The following is a 23,560-nucleotide window of genomic DNA, read 5'->3' on the forward strand; positions in this document are numbered from 1 at the left end:
CGCCATCAAAGGAACCGTCCATGAATGTTGCAGAACTTGTAGGAAAAACCCTCGCGGAGCTCGGCGTAGGACATGTCTTCGGTGTTGTCGGCAGCGGCAACTTCGCCATTACCAATGCCCTAATCCAGCAGGGTGTGCCCTACACGGCCGCGCGCCACGAGGGCGGGGCGGCGACGATGGCCGATTCCTACTCCCGCACCAGCGGGCAGGTCGGCGTAGTCTCGGTGCACCAGGGATGCGGCCTGACCAATGCGGCCACCGGCATCGGTGAGGCGGCCAAGTCGCGCACGCCGATGATCGTGCTGGCCGCCGAAGCTGCCCCGAGCGCCGTGTATTCGAACTTCGCCATGGACCAAGACTCGTTCTCCACCTCCGTCTACGCGGTGTCGGAGCGGATCCACAGCGCGCAGACCGCGGTGGCAGATACGGTGCGCGCCTACCGCACCGCTGTCAACGACCGCCGGACCGTGGTGCTCAACCTTCCGCTGAACGTGCAGGCGCTGCCGGCCCCCGAAACCGTGGAGCCCATCGAGGTGGTGCCCCGCGAACCGATCCGCCCATCGCGCGATGCCGCGCGCGCCCTGGCGGTCCTCTTGGAGAACGCGCAGCGCCCGGTCTTCGTTGCCGGGCGCGGCGGCCGCGGCGCCAAGCAGGAGATCCTCGCCCTGGCCCGCCACACCGGCGCGCTGGTGGCCACCTCGGCAGTGGCCAAGGGATTGTTCAACGAGGACGACTTCAACCTGGGCATTTCCGGCGGCTTTTCCTCGCCGCTGACCGCCGAGCTCATCTCCTCGGCGGACCTGATCGTCGGGTTTGGCTGCGCGCTGAACATGTGGACGATGCGCCACGGGCACCTGATCGGCCAGGACGCCAAGGTGGTCCAGGTGGATCTGGACGAGCCGGCGCTGGGAGCCAACCGCCCCATCGACCTGGGTGTCGTGGCGGACAGCGCCGAATGCGCCAAGGACGTGCTGGAGCTGCTGCTCGCCCAGAAGACCGCTGTCCGCGAAAGCTACCGCACCGCCGAGGTGAAGGAGCGCCTTGACGCCCAGGCCCGTTGGCAGCAGGTCGACTATGCGGATCTGGGCACCGATTCCTCGATCGATCCGCGGACGCTGACCAAGGCCCTGGACGAGATCCTCCCGGCCGACCGCGTAGTGAGCGTCGATTCGGGCAACTTCATGGGATACCCGAGCCAGTTCCTCGACGTGCCCGACGAGCACGGCTTCTGCTTCACCCAGGCGTTCCAGTCCATCGGCCTGGGCCTCTACACCGCGATCGGCGCGGCGCTGGCGCAGCCGGAGCGGCTGCCGGTGCTGGGCACCGGCGACGGCGGCTTCCACATGGCGATCGCCGAGCTGGATACCGCGGTGCGCCTGAAGCTCCCGCTGGTCTGCATTGTCTACAACGACGCGGCCTACGGCGCCGAGGTGCACCACTTCGGCGAGGCCGAGGATGTTCCGGACATGGGCTCGGTGGTGTTCCCCGAAACTGATTTCGCCGCCATTGGCAGCGGCTTCGGTGCCGACGGCATCACCGTGCGCACCCTCGCGGACCTGGATGCCGTGAAGCATTGGGTGGATTCAAACCCTGCCAAGCCCTTGGTGATCGACGCGAAGATCGCCTCGGATGGCGGCGCGTGGTGGCTAGCCGAGGCCTTCAAGGGGCACTAGACCCGGGCATGCATAGTCGCTGGGGCGCGGTCGCCGACGTAATCCACGACCGCGCACCATTTGCCTTGAACCTATCGGCCGCAGGTACCGGACTTCGGCGGCGGCGAGGCCGCCGCAGGTATTTGCGGCCAGCCGGAGCCCAGCGTTGTGAACCCTGACAGGACGGGAATCGATGCCGGTCGGGCTTGTGCTGCGCCGTCTGAAAAGATGGTTCATGGATCCCTGTTGCGTCATGTCAATACCTCCGGGAGCCTTGATACGTTGCCTCAGATGAAAACCTCCGCGAAATAGGTGGTTCATTGCACTGCCTTCCTCGCCTGCCGGGCCGAGGACCCGGACTTCGCAACGGATAACTTCTCCAGACGGCCGGTGAGCTCCAGGATCTGCTGGGACAAGGCCATGACCCGGATTTTCTTGAACGCGGCGTTCATCCGGATGACCGGCATCTTCCGCACTGCTGGATGCGCTACCGCCCGCTGATGCGGTGTGGCTGGCCGGTCATGGACCATGGTGACCTTCGCGCCGTGGCGGGTCTTGGAAACCAGCTTCTGCTGCGGCAGCAGGTAGTTCGTGAAGATCCGATCCAGTTCCCAAATCTGGTTGAGTAGCTCCAGTTCCTCGGGGCTGTCGTAGCGTTGGTAGCCGACCAGTTCGCGGACCCGTGACCAGTTCTTCTGCTCCACGTGCGCGCCGTCATTCTTGTTCCCTGCCCGGGAACGGGTGAACGTGATCTGCTGCTCCTGGCAGAAGCGCAGCAGCTCCTGATTGATGAACTCGCTGCCGTTATCCGAGTCGATGCCGATGATCGGGAACGGGAAGACCTCCATGACATGCATCAACGCGGCGAACACGTGCTTCTGTGCCTTGTTGCGCACCGAGCGGTTCACGGTCCACCCGGTGCTGATATCGGTGACGGTCAGGGTGAAGCAGAACTCGCCTTGGCTGACACCGCCTTCCTGGCCGACCAGATCGATCTCCACGAAGCCGGGGACCGCGTCGTCCCATTCGGCCCAGGTGCGCACCGGGATCTGGGACTTGAGTAGGGAACCGGGCTTGGTATGCGAACGGCCCCGAAGGGCTATCTTCTTCCGTTCGTTCGCCAGCCTGCGGTCGATGGTCGAGGCGCTCATCCGCAGCAACAGTGCTGCTTGCGCGTCGGTGACGTCCAAGGCTTTCTCGCTGCGTAGCTTGGGCACGAGGTAGGGCATGGAAGCCACCAGCAGTTTGGAGGCCGGGCCGCGCAGCACCGCCCAGCACACGATCAGCGCCGGTTGCAGGTCTGCCGGGTAGGTGGGTTTCCGGCCGGCCCGCACGATGCGCGGCGTGGGCGGTTTCAGTGCTTGGCGCAGGGCGGCGCGGGCGTAGTCGCGGTGCCAGCCGGTCAGCGCGGTCAGCTCGTCCAGGATCTGTGATTTGCTGGGCTTGTCCGCGCGTTGGTAGCGGTGGGCGAGCTTCTTGGTGACTTCTTTGCGTGCGCTCATTGTCAGTCCCATGGTGCTGAGCAGATACCCGAAGATCCCGAGAATCAAGAGCTGTTGTGCCGGAGGTTTTCTTGTGACGCAGCGTAGTATCCGTGCCGGAGGCTTTTTATGAGTCAACGCGGGATCTTCCGGCCTCGGAGCTATCGGCGTACCCTGCGTTCCATGGAAGAACTGGAAATGGTTCACGAGTCGCATCCCGGGAGCAAACGCCGGATCCGGCTGGCCCGCATCATTGCGGGTTTCTTTTGTTTGGTGGCGCTGTTTCCCATGTTCGGGCTCATTGATCTTGAAACCCTGCTGGGGTGGGCTCCTCCCGAGTACCTCTGGGCTGTGCCGCTGGAATCGAGCTGGGGATCACTATTCACCTTTATCATCGGCTCAGCGCTGGGCTTCATCGCCCTGTGGCCCGCGCGCTCGCGCACCGCGCTGGTGATGCTGGCTGCGGCCACCGGCGTGATCCTTCTCTTTGCCCTGCTATGGCGGGAACAGGAACCTGGGTGGGTGGGCCTGACGGTGGGCATGGCGACCGCCGTGCTTGCCTGGCTGCTGCGCAGCCGGCTGGTTCCCGGCCCGGTGCCGGTGCCGGTGCCGGTGCCGGCGATGGCTTGGCCGCGGCTTGCCTGGGCGCTGCTCGGCGTGGTGTTGTGGGCGCCGGTGGCCTGGGGGCCTTCCAGCATTCGATTTCCGCCGGCCCGGAAGAATTGGAGATCACCAACGACGTTGACCACTGGCCAATGCACGCTGCGGTGGCGCTACTGATGATCCTGTTCTTCTTCTGGCTGGTCTGGCGCAGGCAGTCTGAGCGTCTGGTTTTCTGGGCAGTAGGCATGTCGGCCAGCTGGATCGGGACGGCGATGCTCGCCCACCCGGACCGGGCAGGCGCTCTGGTCTCTCCGGCGGCGGGGGCTGCGATGATGCTCTGGGGACTGGTGGGAGCGCTGTTGAAGCGCTGACGACCGCTCCATCGTACAAAACAATAAGCGGGAGTGCCCCGAACAGCCATACGGCGGTTCGGGGCGCTCCCGCGTGCCAGCATCCAGCTGGCGCTAGACGGTTGGCATCAGGTCGTCCTGTGCGGCGTCCTTGGCCGGGGTCCAGCGCAGGTGGACCTGCTCGTCAACCTCGGCCTCCTGCAGCAGCGACAGGCGCGGGCGAACCGCGTCGGTGCGTGCGCTTGGCGGCTTGCGGCGGCCGGCCTTGAACGGCAGCGGCCAGGTGGCTCCGGCGCCCACGTACTCCTGTTCGGCGGCGGCCTGCAGGGTCCACTGCGGGTTGTACAGGTGGGTGCGGCCCAGTGCCACCAGGTCGGCGCGTCCTGCCAGCAGGATCGAGTTCACGTCGTCGTAGGAGCTGATGGCACCCACGGCGATGACCGTGACACCGGCGGCTGCGGCAACCTGGTTGCGGATCTTGTCCGCAAACGGGGTCTGGTAGCTGCGGCCGAAGGCGGGGCGCTCGTTGCGTACGATCTGGCCCGAGGACACGTCGATCGAGTCGATGCCGTGGGCGATGAATGCCTTGGCGATCTCCAGTGCGTCGTCCTCGGTGTTGCCGCCCTCGGCCCAGTCGGTGGCGGAGATGCGGGCGCCCAGCGGCTTGTGCGCCGGCCAGGCGGCACGCACCGCGTCAAGGACCTCCAGCGGGTAGCGCAGGCGGTTTTCCAGCGAGCCGCCGTATTCGTCGGTGCGCTGGTTGGACAGCGGTGAGAGGAACGAGGAGAGCAGGTAGCCGTGTGCGGCGTGCACCTCAAGCAGGTCGAAACCTGCCTCGTCGGCGCGCTTGGCGGCGGCCACGAACTGCTCGCGGACCTCGTCCATCTGGGCGCGGGTGATTTCCACCGGAACGTGGCAGCCTTCGCCGTACGGCAGCGCCGACGGGGCCAGGACCTCCCAGTTGCCCTCATCCAGCGGTTCGTCGAGGCCTTCCCACATGAGCTTGGTGGAACCCTTGCGGCCGGAGTGGCCGATCTGGGCGCCGATCTTCGCCTGCGAGTTGCCGTGCACGTATTCGGTGATGCGCTTCCACGCGGCGCCCTGCTCGTCGGTGTACAGGCCGGTGCAGCCCGGGGTGATGCGGCCGATGTCCGAGACGCAGACCATTTCGGTCATGACCAGTCCGGCGCCGCCCATGGCCTTGGAGCCCAGGTGGACCAGGTGGAAGTCGCCGGGCACGCCGTCGACCGCCGAGTACATGTCCATGGGGGAGACCACCACGCGGTTGACGAGCTCCAGCTCGCCGATTTTGTGCGGCTGGAACATGGCCGGGGCCACCACGTCGGAACCGTTCAGGCGGGCAAAGTCCTCATCCACCTTGGTGGCGAACTCGGTGTCGCGCAGCTTGAGGTTGTCGTAGGTGATGCGGCGGGAACGGGTGAGCAGGTTGAAGCAGAACTGGACCGGGTCCTGGTCCTTGTACTGGCCGATGTTCTCGAACCATTCCAGCGAGGCCTGGGCGGCGCGCTGGGTGGATTCGACCACCGGGCGGCGCTCGGTCTCGTAGGCTTCAAGCGCCGCCTCAACCGAGTTGTGCTCGTGCAGGCAGGCGGCCAGGGCCAGGGAGTCTTCCATGGCCAGTTTGGTGCCGGAGCCGATGGAGAAGTGCGCGGTGTGCGCCGCGTCGCCGAGCAGCACGATGTTCTCGTGGCGCCAGTGCTGGTTGCGCACCGTGGTGAAGTTGATCCACTTGGAGTTGTTGGTCAGCACATCGAAGCCGGCCAGCTCGTCCGCGAAGATCTCCTTGACCTTGGCCACGGACTTCATGTCGCTCACGCCTGGAGGGAAGACCTCGTTTTCGCTCTCGTCGAAGCCGGCGGCCCGCCACACGTCCTCGTGCATTTCGACGATGAAGGTGGAGCCCTCGTCGGAGTACGGGTAGCCGTGGATCTGCATGGTGCCCGCGTCGGTTTCCTTGACGAAGAACTTGAAGGCCTCGAACACCTGGTCGGTGCCCAGCCACATGTACTTGGAAGCGCGCGGATCCAGCGAGGGCTTGAAGGACTCGGGGAACTTGGCGCGGACGGAGGAGTTCAAGCCGTCGGCCGCCAGCACCAGGTCGTACTGCGCCATCAGCTCTTCCACCGGCGGGGCGACGGTGGAGAAGCGCACGTCAACGCCCAGCTCGATGCTGCGGCGCTGCAGCAGCTCCAGCAGCTCCTTGCGGCTCATGGCCGCGAAACCCTGGCCGCCGACAGTGTGCATGGCGCCGCGGAAGTGGATGTCGATGTCGCTCCAGCGGGCGAAACGGCGGGACATGTACTCGGCGATCACCGGGTCGGCGTTGCCGATGCCGCCCAGGGTCTCGTCGGAGAACACCACGCCGAAGCCGAAGGTGTCGCTGGCGGCGTTGCGCTCCCAGACCGTCACCTCGTGCGCCGCGTCCAGCTGCTTCATCAGGGCGCCGAAGTACAGTCCGCCCGGGCCTCCGCCAATCACTGCGATTTTCATGGTCTTAGTCCTTTCACCAGTCCCCGTGGGCACTGCGGTCAAAAATTTGTTGGGGTGGGCTGCCGGTTAGGACAGCGAATCGGCGTTCAGCGCCTCGCGCAGCTTGAAGTGCTGCAGCTTGCCGCTGGGATTGTGCGGCAGCTCGTCCACGAAGTGGATTTCACGCGGGTACTTGTAGGGGGCGATGGTCGCCTTCACGAAGTCCTGCAGTTCCTTGGCCTTGGCCTCGGACTGCTCGGCCCCGTCGACCAGCACCACGAATGCGCACACGATGGATCCGCGGTTCGGGTCCGGGCGGGCGATGACCGCGGTCTCCAGCACCTCGTCGTGCTGGTTCAACGCGTTCTCCACTTCCGGAGCCCCGATGTTGTAGCCGGAGGAGACGATCATGTTGTCGCTGCGGGCCTGGTAGATGAAGTAGCCCTCCTCATCCTTCATGAACACGTCCCCGGTGACGTTCCAGCCGCCGCTGATGTAGTTCAGCTGGCGTTCGTCGTCCAGATAGCGGCACCCGGTCGGGCCGATGACCGCGAGTCGGCCGATCTCGTTCGGGCCCAGCTCCTTGCCATGCTCATCCAGGATGGTGGCGCGGAAACCGGGGATCGCGGTGCCGGTGCGGTCGGGACGGATGTCCTTGCCGGCGGCCGAGATGAACACGTGCAGCATCTCGGTGGAGCCGATGCCGTTGACCAGTTCCAGTCCGGTGGCCTCGTTCACCTGGTGCCAGGTTTCAGCCGGCAGGTGCTCGCCGGCCGAGACGCCGACGCGCAGCGAGCGCAGCAGGTCGGCCTTGCCGTTCTTGAGGATCGCCCGGTAGGCGGTGGGCGCGGTGAACAGCACCGTCGCCCCGGCCTGGTGCGAGAGCTCTGCCAGTTCCACCGGGGTGGCCCGCTCGGTCAGCAGCGAGCTGGCCCCGAAACGCAGCGGGAAGACAACCAGGCCGCCGAGCCCGAAGGTGAAGGCCAGCGGGGGAGACCCGGCAAACACGTCGTCCTTGGTGGGCTTGAGGATATGGCGCGCGAAGGTGTCCGCGTTGGCCAGGATGTCGCGGTGGAAGTGCATGGTGATCTTCGGCGTTCCGGTGGTGCCGGAGGTCGGGCCCAGCAGCGCCACGTCGTCGGCGGCGGCGTCCACGTTGGTGAACTGCCCCGACTTCGCCGCGGCCAGCTGCACCAGGTCGGATTCCCCGTCGCCGCCGAACGCCACCACCGGGTAGGCGTCGTCGGCGGCGAGCACCATGTCCTCGACGAAGCGGTGGTCGCACAGGGCCACGGAAGGCTTGGTCAGCTCCGCGATGGTTGTGATCTCCTGGGCGCGCAGCGCCGCCATGGTGGTCACCGCGACGGCGCCGGCCTTGAGCACACCCAGCCAGCAGGCGACCAGCCAGGCGTTGTTCGGTCCGCGCAGCATGACCCGGTTGCCCGGGACGATGCCGAAGTCCTCCACCAGCACCTGCGCCACCTGGTTGGAGCGGGCCAGCAGCTGGCCGTAGCTGAGGGTGGTTCCGTCGGGCGCCAGCAGGGCCGGACGGTCCGCGCCGAAGGCGGCGACGGCGTCGTCGATCAGCACGGTGGCCGCGTTCATCCGGTCCGGGTACTGCAGTTCCGGCAGGGTGAATTCCATCGTCGGCCACTGTTCCAGCGGCGGCAGATGGTCGCGGGTGAACGTGTCAACGTGGGACGAGGGTGATAGAGGCATGTCGTATCTCCAGTGGTCGTTTCGCCGTATACGGTGTGGTGAAGGATTTCGGGCGGTGCACTAGCCGCGTGGGCCGCGGATCATGCCCTCTTGGGCAACGGTGGCCAGCAGCTTGCCGTCCCGGGTGTAGAACCGGCCCAGGGCCAGTCCGCGGTTGTTCTGGCTGGAGACTGCCTCCTGGACGTAGAGTACCCAGTCGTCCACCCGGCCCTCGCGGTGGAACCACATGGAGTGGTCCAGGCTGGCAGTGGTCAGGCCCTCGGTGCGCCATGGCAGGTTCAGGCTGCGCAGGATCGGTTCCATGATGGTGTAGTCGCAGACGTAGGTCAGCGCCGCCCGCTGGATCATCTTGTCGTCCGGCAGCGGGGAGAAGGCCTTAACCCAGACCGCCTGGTGCGGCTCGGTAGCCCCTTCCACGCTCAGGTACACCGGCGATGGCACATGGCGCATTTCGAAGCTGCGCCCGGTGGACCAGTACTCGGCATCCGCGCCTTCGGTGCCTTCCAGCGCCTGGGCGGCGCTGTCCAGCGACTCCGGATCCAGGTCGAAGGAGCCTTCCGGGGCATCCTTGGACAGGTCCGGGCCCTGCTCGGGCACGTGGAAGGAACCCAGGGCGGAGAAGACCGGCTTGCCGTTCTGGAATCCACGCACCTGGCGGGTGGAGTATCCGCGGCCGTCGCGCAGGTGCTCCACCTCGTAGCGCACCGGCTCGTGCATGTCGACGGGGCGCAGGAAGTAGGAGTGCATTGAATGCAGCTCGCGGTCATCGCCCACCGAACGCATCATGGCCATGGCCCCCTGGGCCACCATGTCGCCGCCGTAGGCCTTGGGCCACGGAGCGTACTGCGGGGTGGCGTTGAACGCCTGGTCGAAAACCTCCGGCGCGGTCTCCGTCAGCTCGATGGCCTTCAGGAAGATCTGGGAGTCGAGGTTCTGGGCGCTCATGCTCGGCGGTATCCTTCCAGCGATGCGTCGTCGACGTCTTCGAGGTTCACCACGATGTTTTCCGGGGTGCGGGCGGTGAGCCAGACGAGCTCCTCGGTGACCGACATGTTGGCTTCGACGTGAGGCATGAACGGCGGAACGAAGACCCAGTCGCCTGCGGTCATGTCCAGGTACTGCTCGTAGTTCTCGCCGAAGTAGATGCGGCCGTGGCCGCGCAGCACGTAGCCGCCGGTTTCGGCTTCGCCGTGGTGGTGCGGCAGCGAGCGGTAGCCCGGGGTATTGGAGACCTGGCCGAACCAGATCTTGGTGGCTGGGGTGTGCTGGATGCTGACGCCCGAGACGCGTACGCAGTCGCCGGACTGCGCGGTGTTGGTGTCTTCCTGACCGGCACGGGTGACTACGGGGACCACAAAACCGTCGGCGCCGGCGTACATCGAGTTGTCGCCTTCGGTGCGGTAGACCATTGGTGTTTCAGTCATGGTTTTTCTCCTTTGGAAGTGTGAACTGGAGTTCTGGTTGAGGTGAAGTTTGCTGGCGGATCAAGCGTCGGCCGGGACCCGCAGGGTGAACTTGTTGGACAGTTCGCCGATGCCGGGAACCTCCGTGGACAGCACGTCGCCCGATTGCAGGAAGCGCGGAGGGGTCATGCCCATGCCCACGCCTCCCGGGGTTCCGGTGAGCACCACGTCGCCGGCCCGGAGCGTGGTGAAGCTGGAAATGTAGGACAGCAGGGCGGCCGCCGAGAAGACCAGGGTCCGGGTATTTCCGCGCTGGACCTCTTCGCCGTTGACCTTGCAGATGACCTCGACGCCGGCGACCGGGTCGATCTCGTCAGGGGTCACCAGGTACGGGCCCAGCGGGGTGGTGCCGTCGAAGGCCTTGCCTTGGAACCACTGGAGGGTGCGGCGCTGCCAGTCGCGCATCGAGACGTCGTTGGCCACCGTGTATCCGGCGATCGCCGCGAGCGCTTCGTCTTCGCTGGCATGGCGCAGGGTGGAGCCGACAACCACTGCCAGTTCGGCTTCCCAGTCGACGGACTCGGAATTTTCGCTGGTGATCTCGGCATTCGGATCGGTCAGGGTATCGGCGAACTTGGCGAAAAGCGTCGGGTATTCGGGCAGTTCGCGGCCCATTTCCAGGATGTGGTCGGAGTAGTTCAGCCCGCAGCAGATGACCTTGTTCGGGGCGGGGACGGGGTTCAGGATGGTTGCATCGGCGGTGGCGATGAATTCGGCGGATCCGGAGGCAAGAGCTTTCCGGGCCAAGTCCTGCCACTGCTCGTTGTCGAGGAGCTCACTGAGATTCTGGGCATTCAGCGGAGCAAAGCCGCCGTCTACCGCCACGGCTGCCATGCGCTGTGTTTTGTACTGAATCGAAGCGAGTTTCATTGTGTGCTTTCTCCCGGAGAACTATGTGTCGACTTTTTTACCGCCGTCACGTATGCTCAATGTAGCACGCATTACAATTTGTGCGCTAGACCTAATTTTTGGATATCGCATCGAATCTCTGAAAGGGATCACCATGGCCGAAACCGCAGTCTTCGAAAACCTCACTGTCAACCCGGAATCCCTGCCCAAGCCATCCGGCTATGCGCATGGAATGCGTGCTGGAGACACCGTTTACCTCGGCGGCCAGACCGCCCTGGACAAGAACATGCAGATCGTTCCCGGCGGCATCGTGGAACAGTTCAAGCAGGCTTTCGGCAACGTCTTGACCACCCTTGAGGAAGCCGGCGGCAAGCCGGAGGACCTGGTGACCGTGACCATCTACCTCACCGACGTCGACGACTACATGGCCAACGGCCGTGAGATCGGCAAGCTGTGGCGCGAGATGGCGGGCAGCAAGTACCCGGCCATGGCCGGCATCGGCGTCACCCGCCTTTGGCAGAAGGAAGCGCTTATCGAGATCCAGGGCGTCGCCGTTATCCAGAGCCGCTAGGGATTTACCGGGCAGCAAAACAACAATAAGCCGCAGGCCAGTTCGCATGAACTGGCCTGCGGCTTATTGTTGGCCGGGCAGGCAGGCAGAAGCCTCGGAGCTAGATGCGGGCGTCGCTTTCCTGGGCGCTGATGGCGCGTTCCGCGTGCCGGGACGCCCTGAACCCGATGATTTCGTGGAGTTGCTGGAACAGGTCGGAGGCCGCGATGGCGTTCCACCCTTCCGGCAGGAGCTCGGCAGGGAGGCCCGGGTCGGAATACGGCAGCCGGCGCCACTGGGTAATCAACACGAGGTAGTCGGCAAACGCCTCGGCGTCGAGGTCCTCCGACTCTTGCGCGGTTGGAATTCCCGTCCATTTCTCCAGCAGCGGCCGATTGGTTTCCAGGAACTCGGAATAGAGGGAATCCAGCGATTCGAGGTCCCACCAAATGCCCATGTTCTTGGCCAGGTCATGGCTGCCCACATGCTCCGCCAGGAAGAACTCGAAGTAATCCGCCATCCCGTGTCGGTCGAAGTAGGACAGGGCCTCGTCCTTGAGGTGCTCCGGGGCAATCCACAGCCCGGGTGCGACGGCGCCGAATCCCATGCGGACCAGGGTCGAGCGGATCTTGTGCCGGATGCTGCGCTGCGATTCGGGCACCGTGAACGTGGCCAGCAGCCAGCGGCTGTCGGCGGTCGCCCGGCGGGGAGTGAAGATGCGTTCATCGCCTTCCGCGAACGCGGACAAGGCCGAGGGCGACAGCGCGTAACCGTTCCGGTTGTTGACCTTGACGCTGTCGATGACGCCGCGCTTCTTGAGCCGCGAGATCGAAGAACGCACGCCGGCCGACTCGACGCCGAGGTCGTTCATCAGCGAAATGATCGTGGACACCTGCAGCTCGCCCCCGTGCGCCCTGGCGTAGAGGCCGAAGAGGGAAATGATCAGCTGATGGTGGCGCGGCGTCGAATTTTCGCTGCCACCTGATGGTTGCTCGGTCCGTGGCGTCATGCGCTCACTGTATCGAATCCCAGGTCGATTAGACCAAGCGGCAGTTTGGACGCCGACCGTGTCGATCCCGTCCGGCCCGATCCCGGCGGGTTGGCAATGGCCAAGAACAAAGGGCAAGGGCAGAGTCCGGGTATCGACCCGCGGCGCTGTCCCTGCCCTCGGTGCGGTTGATGCTAGGCCAGGTTCTTTTCGTAGAACTCGCGCAGCTGCACGCTCTTGGCCTTGGCGATGTCGTCCCATTCATCGATCGACGCCGAGTCGTCCGCGTAGTCCGAGGGAATCTTGAAGATCTGCAGCGGGACGTTGAAACGCTGGCAGATGCTGGCGTAGGCGTAGCCTTCCATGTCCACCAGGGAAGCACCCAGACCCGAGATGTGCACCCGCTGCTTGTCATCGGAGACGAAGACATCGCCGGTGGCCATGGTGGCCTGGAACTCCGGCAGCAGGATCTCGCCGGCCGGATCGACCTCGGCCGACGGCAGCGGGAAATCATGCTGGATCAGCTTGGTCACTTGGTAGATGGTGTCCAGGCTCGGGCGGTCCTCGCCGGCATGGCCGACCACGCCGGCGGTGCCCAGCACGATGACGCGCTCGACGGTGCCGGTGGCCAGCTCCCCGGCCAACGCCACCGCCGCATTGACCTTGCCCACGCCGGTGATCAGGTGCTCGACGTCGGCAAAGGCGACGGCCTCGTCGCTATGGGCAAAGACGAGCAAGGTCTTCTTGTCCGACATGAAATTCCCTTCTGAAGAAGTCAGTCCGGGGTCCGCTGGTGCGCCCCGAAGTCTCCCAGAATTCTATCGGTTACGCCCCATTAACCCTCATCGCATCATGGCCGAGTGAGCGGATAGACTTTTGCCATGAGTGATATTGAACTTGCAGAAGTTGAGAGCTTCGCGCTGGACCACACCAAGGTCAAGGCGCCCTACGTGCGCAAGATCGGCGTCGAACGCGGACCCAAGGGCGACGCCATTTCCAACTACGATATCCGCTTCGTCCAGCCGAACCACGGGGAGATCCCCACGGCCGGACTGCACACGATCGAGCACACCCTGGCCGGGCTGATCCGCACCCGTTTCGAGGGGCTGATCGACTTCTCGCCGTTCGGCTGCCGCACCGGATTCCACCTGATTGCCTGGGGCGAGCCGACCCCCGAGCAGGTCGCCGCGGCCATCAAGACCTCGCTGGAGGACCTGGTGGAAAAGGTCACCTGGGAAGATGTCCCGGGCACCGAGGCCGTCAGCTGCGGCAACTACCGCGACCACAGCCTGCACTCGGCCAAGGAATGGGCCAAGCTGATCCTGAAGCAGGGCATCAGCCTGGACGCCTTCGACCGCTCCCGCATCGCCTAGCGACAGCATGCTCGAAGCAGTGGATCCCGGCCCCGCCTTGGCGCGGCCGGGATTTTTCGCGCCTGCTTGTCGAGATGCGCGTGCTACGCGCGACCCAGCGAATACCTAAGTAGCATGGGTAGCATGGCTGCTATGCGAAAAGTTCTGTCCTCGGCCGCTGTCCTGTCGATCCTCACGCTGGCGGCGGCCGGCTGTGCGAACTTCGATGCGGCGGCGACCTCCCCGGTCAGCGACGTGTGCAGCGCCGCCATCCAAACGCAGAACGAGGCATGGTCCAACCCCGAAACCTCGAACCAGCAGCTGCAGGAAGCGGAACTGCGGGGACTGCAGGACTGCAAGAACATCGACGAGTGGAGCACCGCGGTGTCCTACAACCCCGGTTCCATGGGATACGAGGTGCTGAGCACCGAAGAAGCCGCCAACCTCGTCTACATGTCCTGCGAGAGCGGGGACGCGGAGAACCTGACCCCGGTCTGCGCGGACGCCGCCGGGCGCGGCTATTTGAACTAGCGGGCCCCCCGCCCGGAATCCCGGCACCCCGGCGGCACACCGGCCGGCCGCATCCCGTGCCGCCGCAGCTTTTCGGTAGGCTTGCATGAAACGCCAAGCCATCATGCAAAAACTTCTGAGAAGGCCGCCACGTGCTATTGACGATTACGCTTGAATCCGCACCCGGGTCGGGGATCGACGCCACCGCCCTGTCGCATCTGCTGCGCAAGCATCCTGCCAAGGTGCAGTCATTCGACCTGCCGGTGGGCCAAGCCCACGTGTTCTATCCCGAATGCACCGCGCAGCGCACCACGGCGGCCCTGCTCATGGAAGTCGACCCGGTGGGGCTGGTGCGCAGCAAGCGCTTCCGCGGCGATGCCGGCGCCCTGGACTACTACGTCAACGACCGCCCCTACGTCGCCTCGAGCCTGATGTCCGTGGCCCTGGGCAAGGTCCTGCGCAGCGCCATGACCGGAACCAGCGAATCCTACCCCCAGCTGGCCGCCGCGCCGCTGCCGCTGCGCATCGAGCTGCCCGCGGTCTCCAGCCGCGGGCTTGCGGGCAGGGACCTGGCGAAGCGGCTGTTCGCGCCGCTGGGCTGGAATGTCGAACAGACGCCCATCGCCCTGGACGAGCAGTACCCCGCCTGGGGCGAATCGCAGTACAGCTCGCTGGTTCTCAGCGGCGAAGTCCGTCTGGACCTGGCGCTGCGCCAGCTCTACGTCCTGCTGCCGGTGCTGGACGACTCGAAGCACTATTGGGTCAACGACGACGAAGCAGAGAAGCTGGCCCGGCAGGGCGAGGGCTGGCTGGAGGACCATCCGGACCGGGAACTGATCGCCCGCCGCTACCTGGCCCACCAGAAGGACCTGGTGGCGCTCGCGGAGTCCCGGATGGACGCGGCGGCGTCCCCGGAATCCGCGGCGCGCGCCAGTGCACCGGAGCCAACCGGAAACGATGCCCGGGTTCCGCTGCGGGTGCAGCGCGCCGTGGATGTCATCGCGGCGCTCAAGGAGCACGGAGCCCACCGCGTGGTGGACCTGGGCTGCGGACCGGGCGCGCTGCTGCGCCGCTTGCAGGCCGACCCCTTCTTCACCCGCATCGTCGGCACCGATGTCTCCGCCCGTTCGCTGGAGCAGGCGGCCGCCGCGCTGCGCCTGGATGAGCGCTCGGACGAGCAGCGCGAGCGCCTCAGCCTGCTGCACTCTTCCGCGGTCTACCGCGACGCCCGGCTGTCCGGCTACGACGCGGTGGTGCTCATGGAGGTCATCGAACACGTGGACGCCACCCGGCTGCCGGCGCTGCAGGACGCGGTGTTCGCCGCGGCCGCCCCGCGCGTTGTCTTGATGACCACTCCCAACGTCGAATACAACGGCAAATACCCGGACCTCGGCCACGGGTCCCTGCGCCACGACGACCACCGTTTCGAGTGGACGCGCGCTGAATTCCAGGCCTGGGCCCGGGCCGCCGCGGCGGAGTTCGGCTACACCGTCGATTTCCGCGGCATCGGACCGGCGGACAGCGCCGTGGGCGCACCTACCCAGATGGCCGTCTTCCGAAAGGACGCAGCATGAGCGAGTTCTCCATCCCAGAAACCGGGCTGGTGGTGCTGGTCGGCGTCTCCGGATCCGGCAAGTCCAGTTTCGCCGCCAAGCACTTCGGGCGCTTCGAGGTGCTCTCCAGCGACTACTTCCGCGGCCTGGTGGGCAATGACGAAACCGACCAGTCCGTCACCGCCGCGGCCTTCGACGCGCTGCACTACGTGGCCGGCAAGCGCCTGGATGCCGGGCTGCTGACCGTGGTCGATGCCACCAGCGTCCAGCAGTCCGCCCGGCAGAGCCTGATCGAGCTCGCGAGAAGCCACGACGCGCTGGCCACGGCCATTGTCCTGGACGTGCCTGTCGAGGTGTGCCTGCAGCGCAACGAAGGCCGCGGCGAACGGCGGGTGCCCAAGGCGGTGATCGACCGCCAGCACCTGCAGCTGCGCCGCTCGCTCAAGTCCTTGCGGCGCGAGGGTTTCACCCGGGTCCATGTCCTCTCCAGCCCGCAGGACATCGATGGGACGGCCATCACCCGGCACAAGCTGCTCAATGACTTCCGGGACCAGCACGGCCCGTTCGACGTCATCGGCGACGTGCACGGCTGCCTGGAGGAGCTGGTGCTGCTGCTGGCGAAGCTGGGCTACGACATTGTCCGCGACCGGCAGGGGCGCGCCGTCGACGCCTTCCACCCGAATCGCCGGGCCGTCTTCGTGGGCGACCTGGTGGACCGCGGCCCGGACTCGCCCGGCGTGCTGCGCCTGGTGATGGGCATGGTTGCCGCCGGGCACGCGCTGGCGGTGCCCGGCAACCACGAGGACAAGCTGGTGCGCGCGCTGCGCGGGGCCAAGGTGACCCTGAATCATGGCCTGGACAAGACCCTTGAGCAGTTGGAGGCCGAAGGCCCGGAATTCAAGCGCGAGGTGCAGGACTTCTGCCGTTCCCTGGTCTCGCACCTGGTGCTGGACGACGGCAAACTGGTGGTGGCGCACGCCGGGCTGATTGAGAAGTACCATGGTCGCGCCTCCCAGCGGGTGCGGGCCTTCGCACTCTACGGGCAGGTCACCGGGGAGGTGGACGAGTACGGTTTGCCGGTGCGCTATCCCTGGGCCCGGGACTACCGCGGCGACGCGGCGGTGCTCTACGGGCACACGCCGGTCACCGAGGTCGCGTGGATCAACAACACCGCCTGCCTGGACACCGGTTGCGCCTTCGGCGGCCAGCTCAGCGCGCTGCGCTACCCGGAACGGGAAGTTGTCGCGGTGGAGGCGCTGGCGCAGTACGCCGAGCCGATGCGCCCGCTGGAATCCCCGCACGGTCCGCAGCGCGAGCCCGGGGTGCTGTCCATGGAGGACGTCACCGGCCCGCTGCACCTGAAAGCGGGGGAGCGCGGCAGCGTGAAGCTCAGCGCCGCCCAAGCGGCCGGGGCGCTGGAAACCATGAGCCGCTTCGCCACCGACCCGCGCTGGCTGCGGTACCTGCCGCCCACCATGTCCCCGGCGGACTCCTCGGCCCGCCCCGGATACCTGGAGCATCCGGACGAGGCCTTCGCCTACTTCCGCAAGCTCGGGATCGGCGAGGTCATCTGCGAAGAGAAGCATACGGGGTCGCGCGCGGTGCTGCTGCTGGCCTGCGATCCAGCGCGCTTCGACGCTCCGGCCGGCTGGCTCGGGGCGTTGCATACGCGGACCGGGCGCGAATTCCTGGAGCCGGAGGCCGAACGCGCCCTGCTGCAACGTGCCCATGCGGCTGCGGAGGCGGCCGGGTTGTGGGACGAGCTGGGCTCGGACTGGGTCATCCTGGACGGCGAGCTGCTGCCCTGGTCGCTGAAGGCCGAATCCTTGATCAAGGACACCTACGCCTCTGTCGGGGCCGCCGCGGTGGCCGCAACGTCGGCCGCAGCGGACCTGCTCGAAAGGGCGGCCGGAACCGGACTGGATCTTGTTGCGCTGCTGGAACGCACCAGGGAACGCAGCGAGAACGCGCAGGCGTTCCGCCAGTCCTACCGGCGCTACGTCGGCGACAAGGAGCAGGTCCGCTTCGCCACCTTCCAGGTGCTGGCCTCCGAAGGCAGGACCTACGAAACCAGCGACCACGGCTGGCACATGGGCATTGCGCGGAAGCTTGCGGTGCAGGCGCCCGACCTGTTCAAGGACACCGCGTGGCTGCGGGTGTCGCTGGACTCCGGGGAATCGACCGCCCAAGCGGTGCAATGGTGGGAAGAGCTGACCGCGTCCGGCGGCGAGGGCATGGTGGTCAAGCCGTGGCTGAATCTCACCCGCGGTGCCAGGGGCTGGGTGCAGCCGGGCATCAAGGTGCGCGGACGGGAGTACCTGCACATCATCTACGGCGCCGACTACCTGGCGGAAGCGAACCTGCAGCGGCTTAAGCAGCGGGCTACCGACCGGAAGCGTTCTCGGGCCCTGCAGGAGTACCTGTTGGGGCTTGAGGCGCTGCGGATGACCGCTGCGGGGGAACCGCTGTGGAAGGTGCACCAGATGGTGTTCGGTGTGCTCGCCTTGGAATCCGAGCCGCTGGATCCGAGGCTTTAGTTGAATGCATGCGCGTCCCGCCGGACTGTGACCATGAGGGCCAACTTATTTGCGAGGAGGAGCTATGGACGAAGTGCCTTGGGATGTTTCTGACTAGCCGGTGTATTCCGCAACAACTATCCCGGCGGCGGGGCCACCTTGGGGTCGGCCGTGGCCCGCGGGTACGCGGCGGGAAGCCATGTGGCCAGCGTGTTGCAGCAACGACAACCGGCTCCGGCCGGCAGATAGGCGGAAAAATGACGCAGGAAACACCCGCGGGCGCGGTACTGGAGTTCGAGCCCTGGGCGGGACGCTTCAGCGAGCGGGTCGTGCTGGTCACCGGCGCGGCCGGCGGACTGGGCGCCCAAGCGGTGCAGCGCCTGCACAGTGAAGGCGCCATCGTGATCGCCACCGATATCCGCAGTCCGGACACCGGGCATGCGGCGCTGTCCCTGGAACTGGATGTCGCGGATCCCGAAGCCTGGGCGCAGGCCGCGCAGCGTATCCGGGACGCCTACGGCCGGCTGGACGGGGCGCTGTTCTGCCACGGCATCCAGGGTCCGGAGCACACGATCCAGGACGTGCCGATCGCCGGATGGAAAAAGACCCTGGAAATCAACCTGGACGGCTGCTTCTACGGGCTGCAGATGGTTGTTCCGCTGATGCGGCAGGAGAACTATGGGCGCATCGTGATGCTCTCTTCGATTGCCGGGCGCGAAGGCAACGAGAACATGAGCGCCTACGCGGTGTCCAAGGCCGGATTGATCACCTTGGCCAAGACCGTCGCCAAGGAGACGGCGCGCTACGGGATCACCATCAACTGCATCGCCCCCTCGATGTTCAACACCCGGCTGCTGGAGGACCTGAGCGCCGAACGCAATGCCGCGCTGCTGGCACGGGTGCCCATGCAGCGCGTGGGGGAGCCGCAGGAATTCTCGGCACTGGCGCTGTGGCTGCTTTCGCCCGAAGCCAGCTACATGACCGGCCAGGTGCTGGATCTCAGCGGGGGACGCAACACCGCGTAGGCCCCGCCCGGCGCCGGCGCCATGAGGATGCCCGGAACCGCAGCCAGCACCGCGGCTGCGGTTTTCGGGCATCGTCGCGCCGCTCCCGGGACGCTGGAATTCCACGGCGTCGCGGGAGAGCGGAAGCGAAGCGCCTCGTGGCGGATCAGGAGTTCCCGGTGCATCCACCGCGGCAACCAAGCGGGCTTGGCCGAGAGGGTTGCTCGGGTTTTCCGCCGCAGCGGGGTGCGCTGAATTCCAGCGGCCCGTCCGGGGCCTCTGCCCGCCGCGAACCGGTTGTCTACCCCGGTGCTCGCTGTGGGAGAATCGGTAGAGCTAATGCCAGCTGGTGCTGGCTGACTTCGAGCGATCTAAGGACGTACCCAGTGGTCATGATTCCGTTGCCGTTGCATTCGGTGGAGGATCAGCAGTTTTCGCCTCTCGACCCCGCAGACCTCACGCTGGTTCACCGCGGCGAGGGCGGTTCGGAAGTCCGCCGCAGCATCCTGCCCGGCGGCGTTCGCGTCTTGACCGAAGCCATGCCGGGACAGCGCTCGACCACGGTGGGATTCTGGGTGCCGGTCGGTTCGCGCGACGAGGAGGCCGGGCACTACGGCTCGACCCACTTCCTGGAGCACCTGCTGTTCAAGGGCACCACCAAGCGCAGCGCGCTGGAAATCGCCCAGTCCTTCGACGCCGTCGGCGGCGAGTCCAACGCTGCCACCGCCAAGGAATCCACCTGCTACTACGCGCGGGTCCTGGACACCGACCTGCCGATGGCCATGGAAGTCATCGCGGACATGGTCACCTCGGCGGTCATCGACCCGCACGAGCTGGAGCAGGAACGCGGAGTCATCATCGAGGAACTCGCGATGGACGCCGATGACGCGACGGATGTCGCGCACGAGCACTTCGTCGCCCGCGTCATGGGCAACCACCCGCTGGGCCGCCCCATCGGCGGCAGCCCCGAGGAGATCATGGAGATTTCCCGCGAGGCGGTGATGGAGCACTACCGCGCCCACTACCGGCCGAGCGAACTGATCGTCACGGCGGCGGGCTCGCTGGACCATGAGGAATTGTGCACCATGCTGATGTCCGCACTGAGCGAGGCGGGCTGGGAACTGGATCCGATGGCCGTGCCCGAACCCCGACGCAATCCGGAGCCGGCGAAGATCACCAGCATCCCGGGGCTGGAGGTCATCAACCGCCCGGTGGAACAGGCGAACATCATCATCGGCTGCACAGGAATCACCGGGCACGACGAACGCCGCCAGGTGCTGGCGGTCCTCAACGCGGTGCTGGGCGGAGGCATGAGCTCGCGGCTGTTCCAGGAGATCCGCGAAAAGCGCGGCCTGGCCTATTCGACCTATTCCTTCTCCGCGGCGTACACCGACGCGGGATACTTCGGCATGTATGCCGGCTGCGCCCCGGGCAAGGCCGCCGAGGTCATCGGCCTGCTCGGCTCGGAGCTGGACCGGCTGGCCCGGGAAGGCATCTCGGACGAGGAACTGTCGCAGGCCAAGGGGCAGCTGGCCGGCGGCACCGTGCTGGCGCTGGAAGATCCGGGAAGCCGCATGTCCCGGCTGGGGCGTGCGGAAATGATCACCGGGGAATTCCAGGACATCGACGAAGCACTGTCCCGCGTGCATGCGGTGACGGCGGACCAAGTCCAGGCCCTGGCCCGGGAACTGGCCGCCCGGGAACGGGTCGTCACCGTGGTCGGGCCCTTCGAGAACGAGGCGGCCCTGGGCCTCTAACAGGATGCCGCCCGGCAGGTCAAGCCGCTTCGGCGGGGGCCTGGGGGACCTGCACTGCGTGGCCGGTTTCTCCGGCCCGCCGGACGAGACCTGCCAGTTCCGGCGCATGGGAGAAATTGAAACCATGCGCGGCCCGGGGCAGGATCGTCAACCGCGACCCCGGGGTTTTGGCGGTGAGCCGCAGCCCGAATTCCGGTGGAGAGAGCGGGTCGCGGGTGCCGCACACGACATCCACGGGGCAGCGGACCGTACCCAGCAAGTCGATGGTCGGATAGTCCAGCATCTGCCGGCAGCTCTTGGCCCACCACGGGATGCCGCAGCGCAGGTAGTCCACGGCCAGGATCGCCTTGACCGAGTTCAATTCGTTCGGGAAGTCCTCCAGCAGGCGCCGGGTCTGCCGGAACAGGGTGTCCTCACGGTCGTTGACCGCCGGTGCGGCGACGACCAGGTGCTTGACCATGTCGGGCCATGAGCGCGCAATCTCGATGGCGACCTGGGCGCCCATGGAATGGCCGACCAGCACCACGTTCTCGGCCTTGAGCTGCCGCAGCGCCAATGCCACCTCATGGGCGAACCGCGGCACCGTGACGGGCCTGCCGTCATCCAGGTTCTTTCCATGGCCGGGCAGTTCCGGGACGATGACGCGATGGTCGGTGGCGAGCAGATTGGCTAGCGGGGTGAAATAGCGGCTGGACGCGCCGAGCCCGTGAATCAGCACCACATCGGGGCCTTGCCCTGCACTGCGCACCGAGAGCCGGGTCTTCAGCGACTCGGGTAGCGCTCCAAAGTATTGGTGCCTCACAGCGGCCTTTCGTGTTTTCAAGAATGACGGGACGATGCTGCGCGGCAGCTAGGCTCCGCGGTTGCGCTGTTCAAGTGCGGACCAGAGATCCTCCGGGAACATGGTGTGCACGTCCTTGAGGTACTGGGCGCCGTCCCCGGGCTTCTCCACCGTGCTTCCGGTGATCTTGAACGGGAATGCCGTCGCCTGGGCGGCGGGTGCGGGGTTCGGCCCTTGCGTTTCGGTGCAAGTGGCCCAGCCGAAAGTGGCGGGATCCCCGATGCGGAATACCTCGACCTGGCATGAGGGCGCGGCGAAGTCGGTGCCGTGATCCTGGACCAGGTCGACGATGGCCTGCTGCTGGTCATCCGAGAGCGCTTCCGGCTCGCTGGCGGCCCCGCAGGCCGACGTGCCGAAGGCCAAGACCAGCACCGATAGCGCGCTGATTCCGAATCTCTTGATGGTGTGTCCCACTGTGTTCATGCCTGTCGATCGTGATTTGCCTGGTCTCATCTTGGCCCACGTGCCGCAAGATATCCAAGCTACCCCACCGTGCGGGGCTGCGGTGTCCGCAGAAACACAGGAACCGCATTCCCGGGATATCCCGGGCTGAGCGGCGCGTCACGCAAATCCATCGCAGGCGGTGGTTGGCTATAGGGTTAATGGCATGAGTGCACAGATCAAGGTGGCCGTGCTCGGCGCGGCCGGACGTATGGGCTCGGAAGCGGTCAAAGCCGTCGCCGATGCAGCGGACATGGAACTGGTAGCGAGCCTGGGGCGCGGGGACGACCTCCAGCAGATCATCGATGCCGGAGCCACCCACGTCGTCGACCTGTCCGTCCCCGCCTCCACCGAGCAGAATGTGCGTTTCGCCGTTGAGCACGGGCTGCATGCCGTGGTCGGCACCACCGGCTGGAGCGACGAGCGCCGTGCAGCGCTGGAAGCGCTCCTGGCCGAGCACCCCGCCAGCGGCGTGCTGATCGCCCCGAACTTCGCCCTGGGCTCCGTCCTGGCCAGCGCGTTCGCGGCCACCGCCGCCAAGTACTTCGAGTCCGTGGAAATCATCGAATTGCACCACCCGAACAAGGTCGACGCGCCCAGCGGCACTGCCGTGCGCACCGCTGAGCTGATTGCCGCGTCCCGCCAGGCCGCAGGTGTCGCCCCGAGCCCGGATGCCACGGAAACCCAACTTGAGGGAGCCCGCGGCGCCGACGTGGACGGCATCCGCGTGCATTCGGTGCGCCTGCGCGGACTGGTTGCCCACCAGGAAGTCCTGCTTGGCGGCCCGGGCGAGCAGCTCACCTTGCGCCACGACTCCTACGACCGCGCCTCGTTCATGCCCGGCGTGCTGCTGGGGCTGCGCACCGTCGCCTCGCGCCCGGGGCTGACCTACGGCCTGGACGGTTACCTGGAGCTGGGCCAGTGAAAACGAAACTCTGGGTCGGCGGAATCCTGATTCTCTTCGCCCTGTACATCGGCATGGCCTTCACGCAGGCGTTCCGCTTCATGGGGACCGATTCGCTGACGGCAAAGATCATGGGTGTCGCCATTCTGGTGGTTCCCGCGTTCGGTGTCTGGATCCTGATCCGCGAAGTCCTGTTCGGCCTGCGCACCGAAGCCATGGGCAAGACCCTGGCCACGCTGGGCGAACTGCCCGAAGACCTGCCGCGTATGCCGTCCGGACGCTTCGTGCGCGAAGCCGCGGACGCCGACTTCCCCAACCACCAGCGCGATGTGGAGGAGAACCCGGAGTCCTGGAAGTCCTGGTACCGTTTGGCCCTGGCCTACGAAGCCTGCGGCGACAAGCGCCGGGCACGCAACTCGATGCGCACCTCCATCGGCTTCTGGCGCCAGGAGCAGAAGGCCGAAGCGGCCTAGTCCCGCGGACCAGAGCCCAGAACCACGCAGGTCCCCGCCATCCTTGATCGGAAGGCGGGGACCT

At 66.3% G+C, this 23,560-nt stretch carries 22 protein-coding genes; 12 read left to right on the plus strand and 10 right to left on the minus strand.

The genetic code is table 11. From position 1 onward, the window contains the following. The first annotated feature begins 20 nt into the window (after positions 1-20). Positions 21-1,673, plus strand: a complete 1,653-nt coding sequence (locus IEY43_RS13800) for a thiamine pyrophosphate-binding protein (protein ID WP_188949156.1) — start codon at positions 21-23, stop codon at positions 1,671-1,673. 296 nt (positions 1,674-1,969) lie between these two features. Here the strand turns inward: IEY43_RS13800 and IEY43_RS13805 are convergent, their stop codons facing one another. Next, positions 1,970-3,154 carry an integrase catalytic domain-containing protein gene (locus IEY43_RS13805; RefSeq protein ID WP_188949157.1) on the minus strand — a complete coding sequence of 395 codons (1,185 nt, stop codon included), beginning with the start codon at positions 3,152-3,154 and terminating at the stop codon, positions 1,970-1,972. Positions 3,155-3,316: 162 nt separating this feature from the next. Here IEY43_RS13805 and IEY43_RS13810 point away from each other — a divergent pair, with 162 nt between their 5' ends. Then, complete coding sequence (locus tag IEY43_RS13810) at positions 3,317-3,913, plus strand: hypothetical protein (protein WP_188949158.1); 597 nt, start codon at positions 3,317-3,319, stop codon at positions 3,911-3,913. Continuing rightward, positions 3,901-4,107 carry a hypothetical protein gene (locus IEY43_RS13815; RefSeq protein ID WP_188949159.1) on the plus strand — a complete coding sequence of 69 codons (207 nt, stop codon included), beginning with the start codon at positions 3,901-3,903 and terminating at the stop codon, positions 4,105-4,107. The genes IEY43_RS13810 and IEY43_RS13815 overlap by 13 nt, the downstream gene beginning before the upstream one ends. Positions 4,108-4,200: 93 nt before the next feature. Here the strand turns inward: IEY43_RS13815 and IEY43_RS13820 are convergent, their stop codons facing one another. The 5 genes from IEY43_RS13820 to IEY43_RS13840 all read right to left on the minus strand — a co-directional run bounded on the left by IEY43_RS13820 (position 4,201) and on the right by IEY43_RS13840 (position 10,628). Then, positions 4,201-6,597: a bifunctional salicylyl-CoA 5-hydroxylase/oxidoreductase gene (locus IEY43_RS13820; protein ID WP_188949160.1), complete on the minus strand. Its 2,397-nt coding sequence runs from the start codon at positions 6,595-6,597 to the stop codon at positions 4,201-4,203. A 66-nt stretch (positions 6,598-6,663) separates the two neighbouring features. Beyond that, on the minus strand, positions 6,664-8,295 hold the full coding sequence (locus IEY43_RS13825) for an AMP-binding protein (protein ID WP_188949161.1): 1,632 nt from the start codon (positions 8,293-8,295) through the stop codon (positions 6,664-6,666). 60 nt (positions 8,296-8,355) lie between these two features. Continuing rightward, the gene (locus tag IEY43_RS13830) at positions 8,356-9,240 is read right to left on the minus strand and encodes an acyl-CoA thioesterase (RefSeq protein WP_188949162.1); all 885 of its coding nucleotides are present in this window, start codon (positions 9,238-9,240) and stop codon (positions 8,356-8,358) included. Then, the gene (locus IEY43_RS13835) at positions 9,237-9,719 is read right to left on the minus strand and encodes a cupin domain-containing protein (RefSeq protein ID WP_053797681.1); all 483 of its coding nucleotides are present in this window, start codon (positions 9,717-9,719) and stop codon (positions 9,237-9,239) included. The genes IEY43_RS13830 and IEY43_RS13835 overlap by 4 nt, the downstream gene beginning before the upstream one ends. A 60-nt stretch (positions 9,720-9,779) precedes the next feature. Next, entirely contained in the window at positions 9,780-10,628 is an 849-nt protein-coding gene (locus tag IEY43_RS13840) for a fumarylacetoacetate hydrolase family protein (RefSeq protein WP_188949163.1), read from the minus strand. 133 nt (positions 10,629-10,761) lie between these two features. Here IEY43_RS13840 and IEY43_RS13845 point away from each other — a divergent pair, with 133 nt between their 5' ends. Then, the gene (locus tag IEY43_RS13845; protein ID WP_053797683.1) at positions 10,762-11,178 is read left to right on the plus strand and encodes a RidA family protein; all 417 of its coding nucleotides are present in this window, start codon (positions 10,762-10,764) and stop codon (positions 11,176-11,178) included. Between the two features lie 100 nt (positions 11,179-11,278). Here the strand turns inward: IEY43_RS13845 and IEY43_RS13850 are convergent, their stop codons facing one another. Continuing rightward, positions 11,279-12,166: a PaaX family transcriptional regulator gene (locus IEY43_RS13850; protein WP_120989653.1), complete on the minus strand. Its 888-nt coding sequence runs from the start codon at positions 12,164-12,166 to the stop codon at positions 11,279-11,281. A gap of 173 nt (positions 12,167-12,339) precedes the next feature. Then, on the minus strand, positions 12,340-12,900 hold the full coding sequence (locus tag IEY43_RS13855) for a phosphorylase family protein (protein ID WP_188949164.1): 561 nt from the start codon (positions 12,898-12,900) through the stop codon (positions 12,340-12,342). A 126-nt stretch (positions 12,901-13,026) separates the two neighbouring features. Between IEY43_RS13855 and IEY43_RS13860 the strand changes: the two genes are divergently transcribed. The 6 genes from IEY43_RS13860 (at position 13,027) to IEY43_RS13885 (ending at position 20,837) form a co-directional block, all read left to right on the plus strand. Beyond that, positions 13,027-13,518 (plus strand): S-ribosylhomocysteine lyase, encoded by a 492-nt coding sequence (locus IEY43_RS13860; RefSeq protein WP_188949165.1) that lies wholly within the window; start codon positions 13,027-13,029, stop codon positions 13,516-13,518. A gap of 123 nt (positions 13,519-13,641) precedes the next feature. Further along, positions 13,642-14,028, plus strand: a complete 387-nt coding sequence (locus tag IEY43_RS13865) for a hypothetical protein (protein WP_188949166.1) — start codon at positions 13,642-13,644, stop codon at positions 14,026-14,028. A 131-nt stretch (positions 14,029-14,159) separates the two neighbouring features. Further along, positions 14,160-15,581, plus strand: a complete 1,422-nt coding sequence (locus IEY43_RS13870) for a 3' terminal RNA ribose 2'-O-methyltransferase Hen1 (RefSeq protein ID WP_188949167.1) — start codon at positions 14,160-14,162, stop codon at positions 15,579-15,581. Then, positions 15,578-18,097 (plus strand): polynucleotide kinase-phosphatase, encoded by a 2,520-nt coding sequence (locus IEY43_RS13875; RefSeq protein WP_188949168.1) that lies wholly within the window; start codon positions 15,578-15,580, stop codon positions 18,095-18,097. The genes IEY43_RS13870 and IEY43_RS13875 overlap by 4 nt, the downstream gene beginning before the upstream one ends. 236 nt (positions 18,098-18,333) lie before the next feature. Then, entirely contained in the window at positions 18,334-19,101 is a 768-nt protein-coding gene (locus IEY43_RS13880; RefSeq protein WP_188949169.1) for an SDR family NAD(P)-dependent oxidoreductase, read from the plus strand. Between the two features lie 365 nt (positions 19,102-19,466). After that, positions 19,467-20,837 (plus strand): M16 family metallopeptidase, encoded by a 1,371-nt coding sequence (locus tag IEY43_RS13885; RefSeq protein ID WP_374189869.1) that lies wholly within the window; start codon positions 19,467-19,469, stop codon positions 20,835-20,837. A 19-nt stretch (positions 20,838-20,856) separates the two neighbouring features. Here IEY43_RS13885 and IEY43_RS13890 read toward each other — a convergent pair whose 3' ends face one another. Both IEY43_RS13890 and IEY43_RS13895 read right to left on the minus strand, forming a co-directional pair. Then, positions 20,857-21,639, minus strand: coding sequence for an alpha/beta fold hydrolase (locus tag IEY43_RS13890; protein ID WP_188949171.1), 783 nt, complete (start codon positions 21,637-21,639; stop codon positions 20,857-20,859). A 48-nt stretch (positions 21,640-21,687) separates the two neighbouring features. Then, entirely contained in the window at positions 21,688-22,101 is a 414-nt protein-coding gene (locus tag IEY43_RS13895) for a hypothetical protein (protein WP_188949172.1), read from the minus strand. Positions 22,102-22,285: 184 nt separating this feature from the next. On the opposite strand from IEY43_RS13895, the gene dapB reads away from it, so the two are divergent. Next, positions 22,286-23,044, plus strand: a complete 759-nt coding sequence (gene dapB / locus IEY43_RS13900) for a 4-hydroxy-tetrahydrodipicolinate reductase (protein ID WP_188949173.1) — start codon at positions 22,286-22,288, stop codon at positions 23,042-23,044. Then, positions 23,041-23,496, plus strand: a complete 456-nt coding sequence (locus tag IEY43_RS13905) for a tetratricopeptide repeat protein (RefSeq protein WP_188949174.1) — start codon at positions 23,041-23,043, stop codon at positions 23,494-23,496. Before dapB ends, IEY43_RS13905 begins: the two co-directional genes overlap by 4 nt. Positions 23,497-23,560: the final 64 nt, after the last annotated feature.

The organism is Glutamicibacter protophormiae (assembly GCF_014647495.1).
GTDB classification, from domain to species: Bacteria; Actinomycetota; Actinomycetes; order Actinomycetales; family Micrococcaceae; genus Glutamicibacter; species Glutamicibacter protophormiae.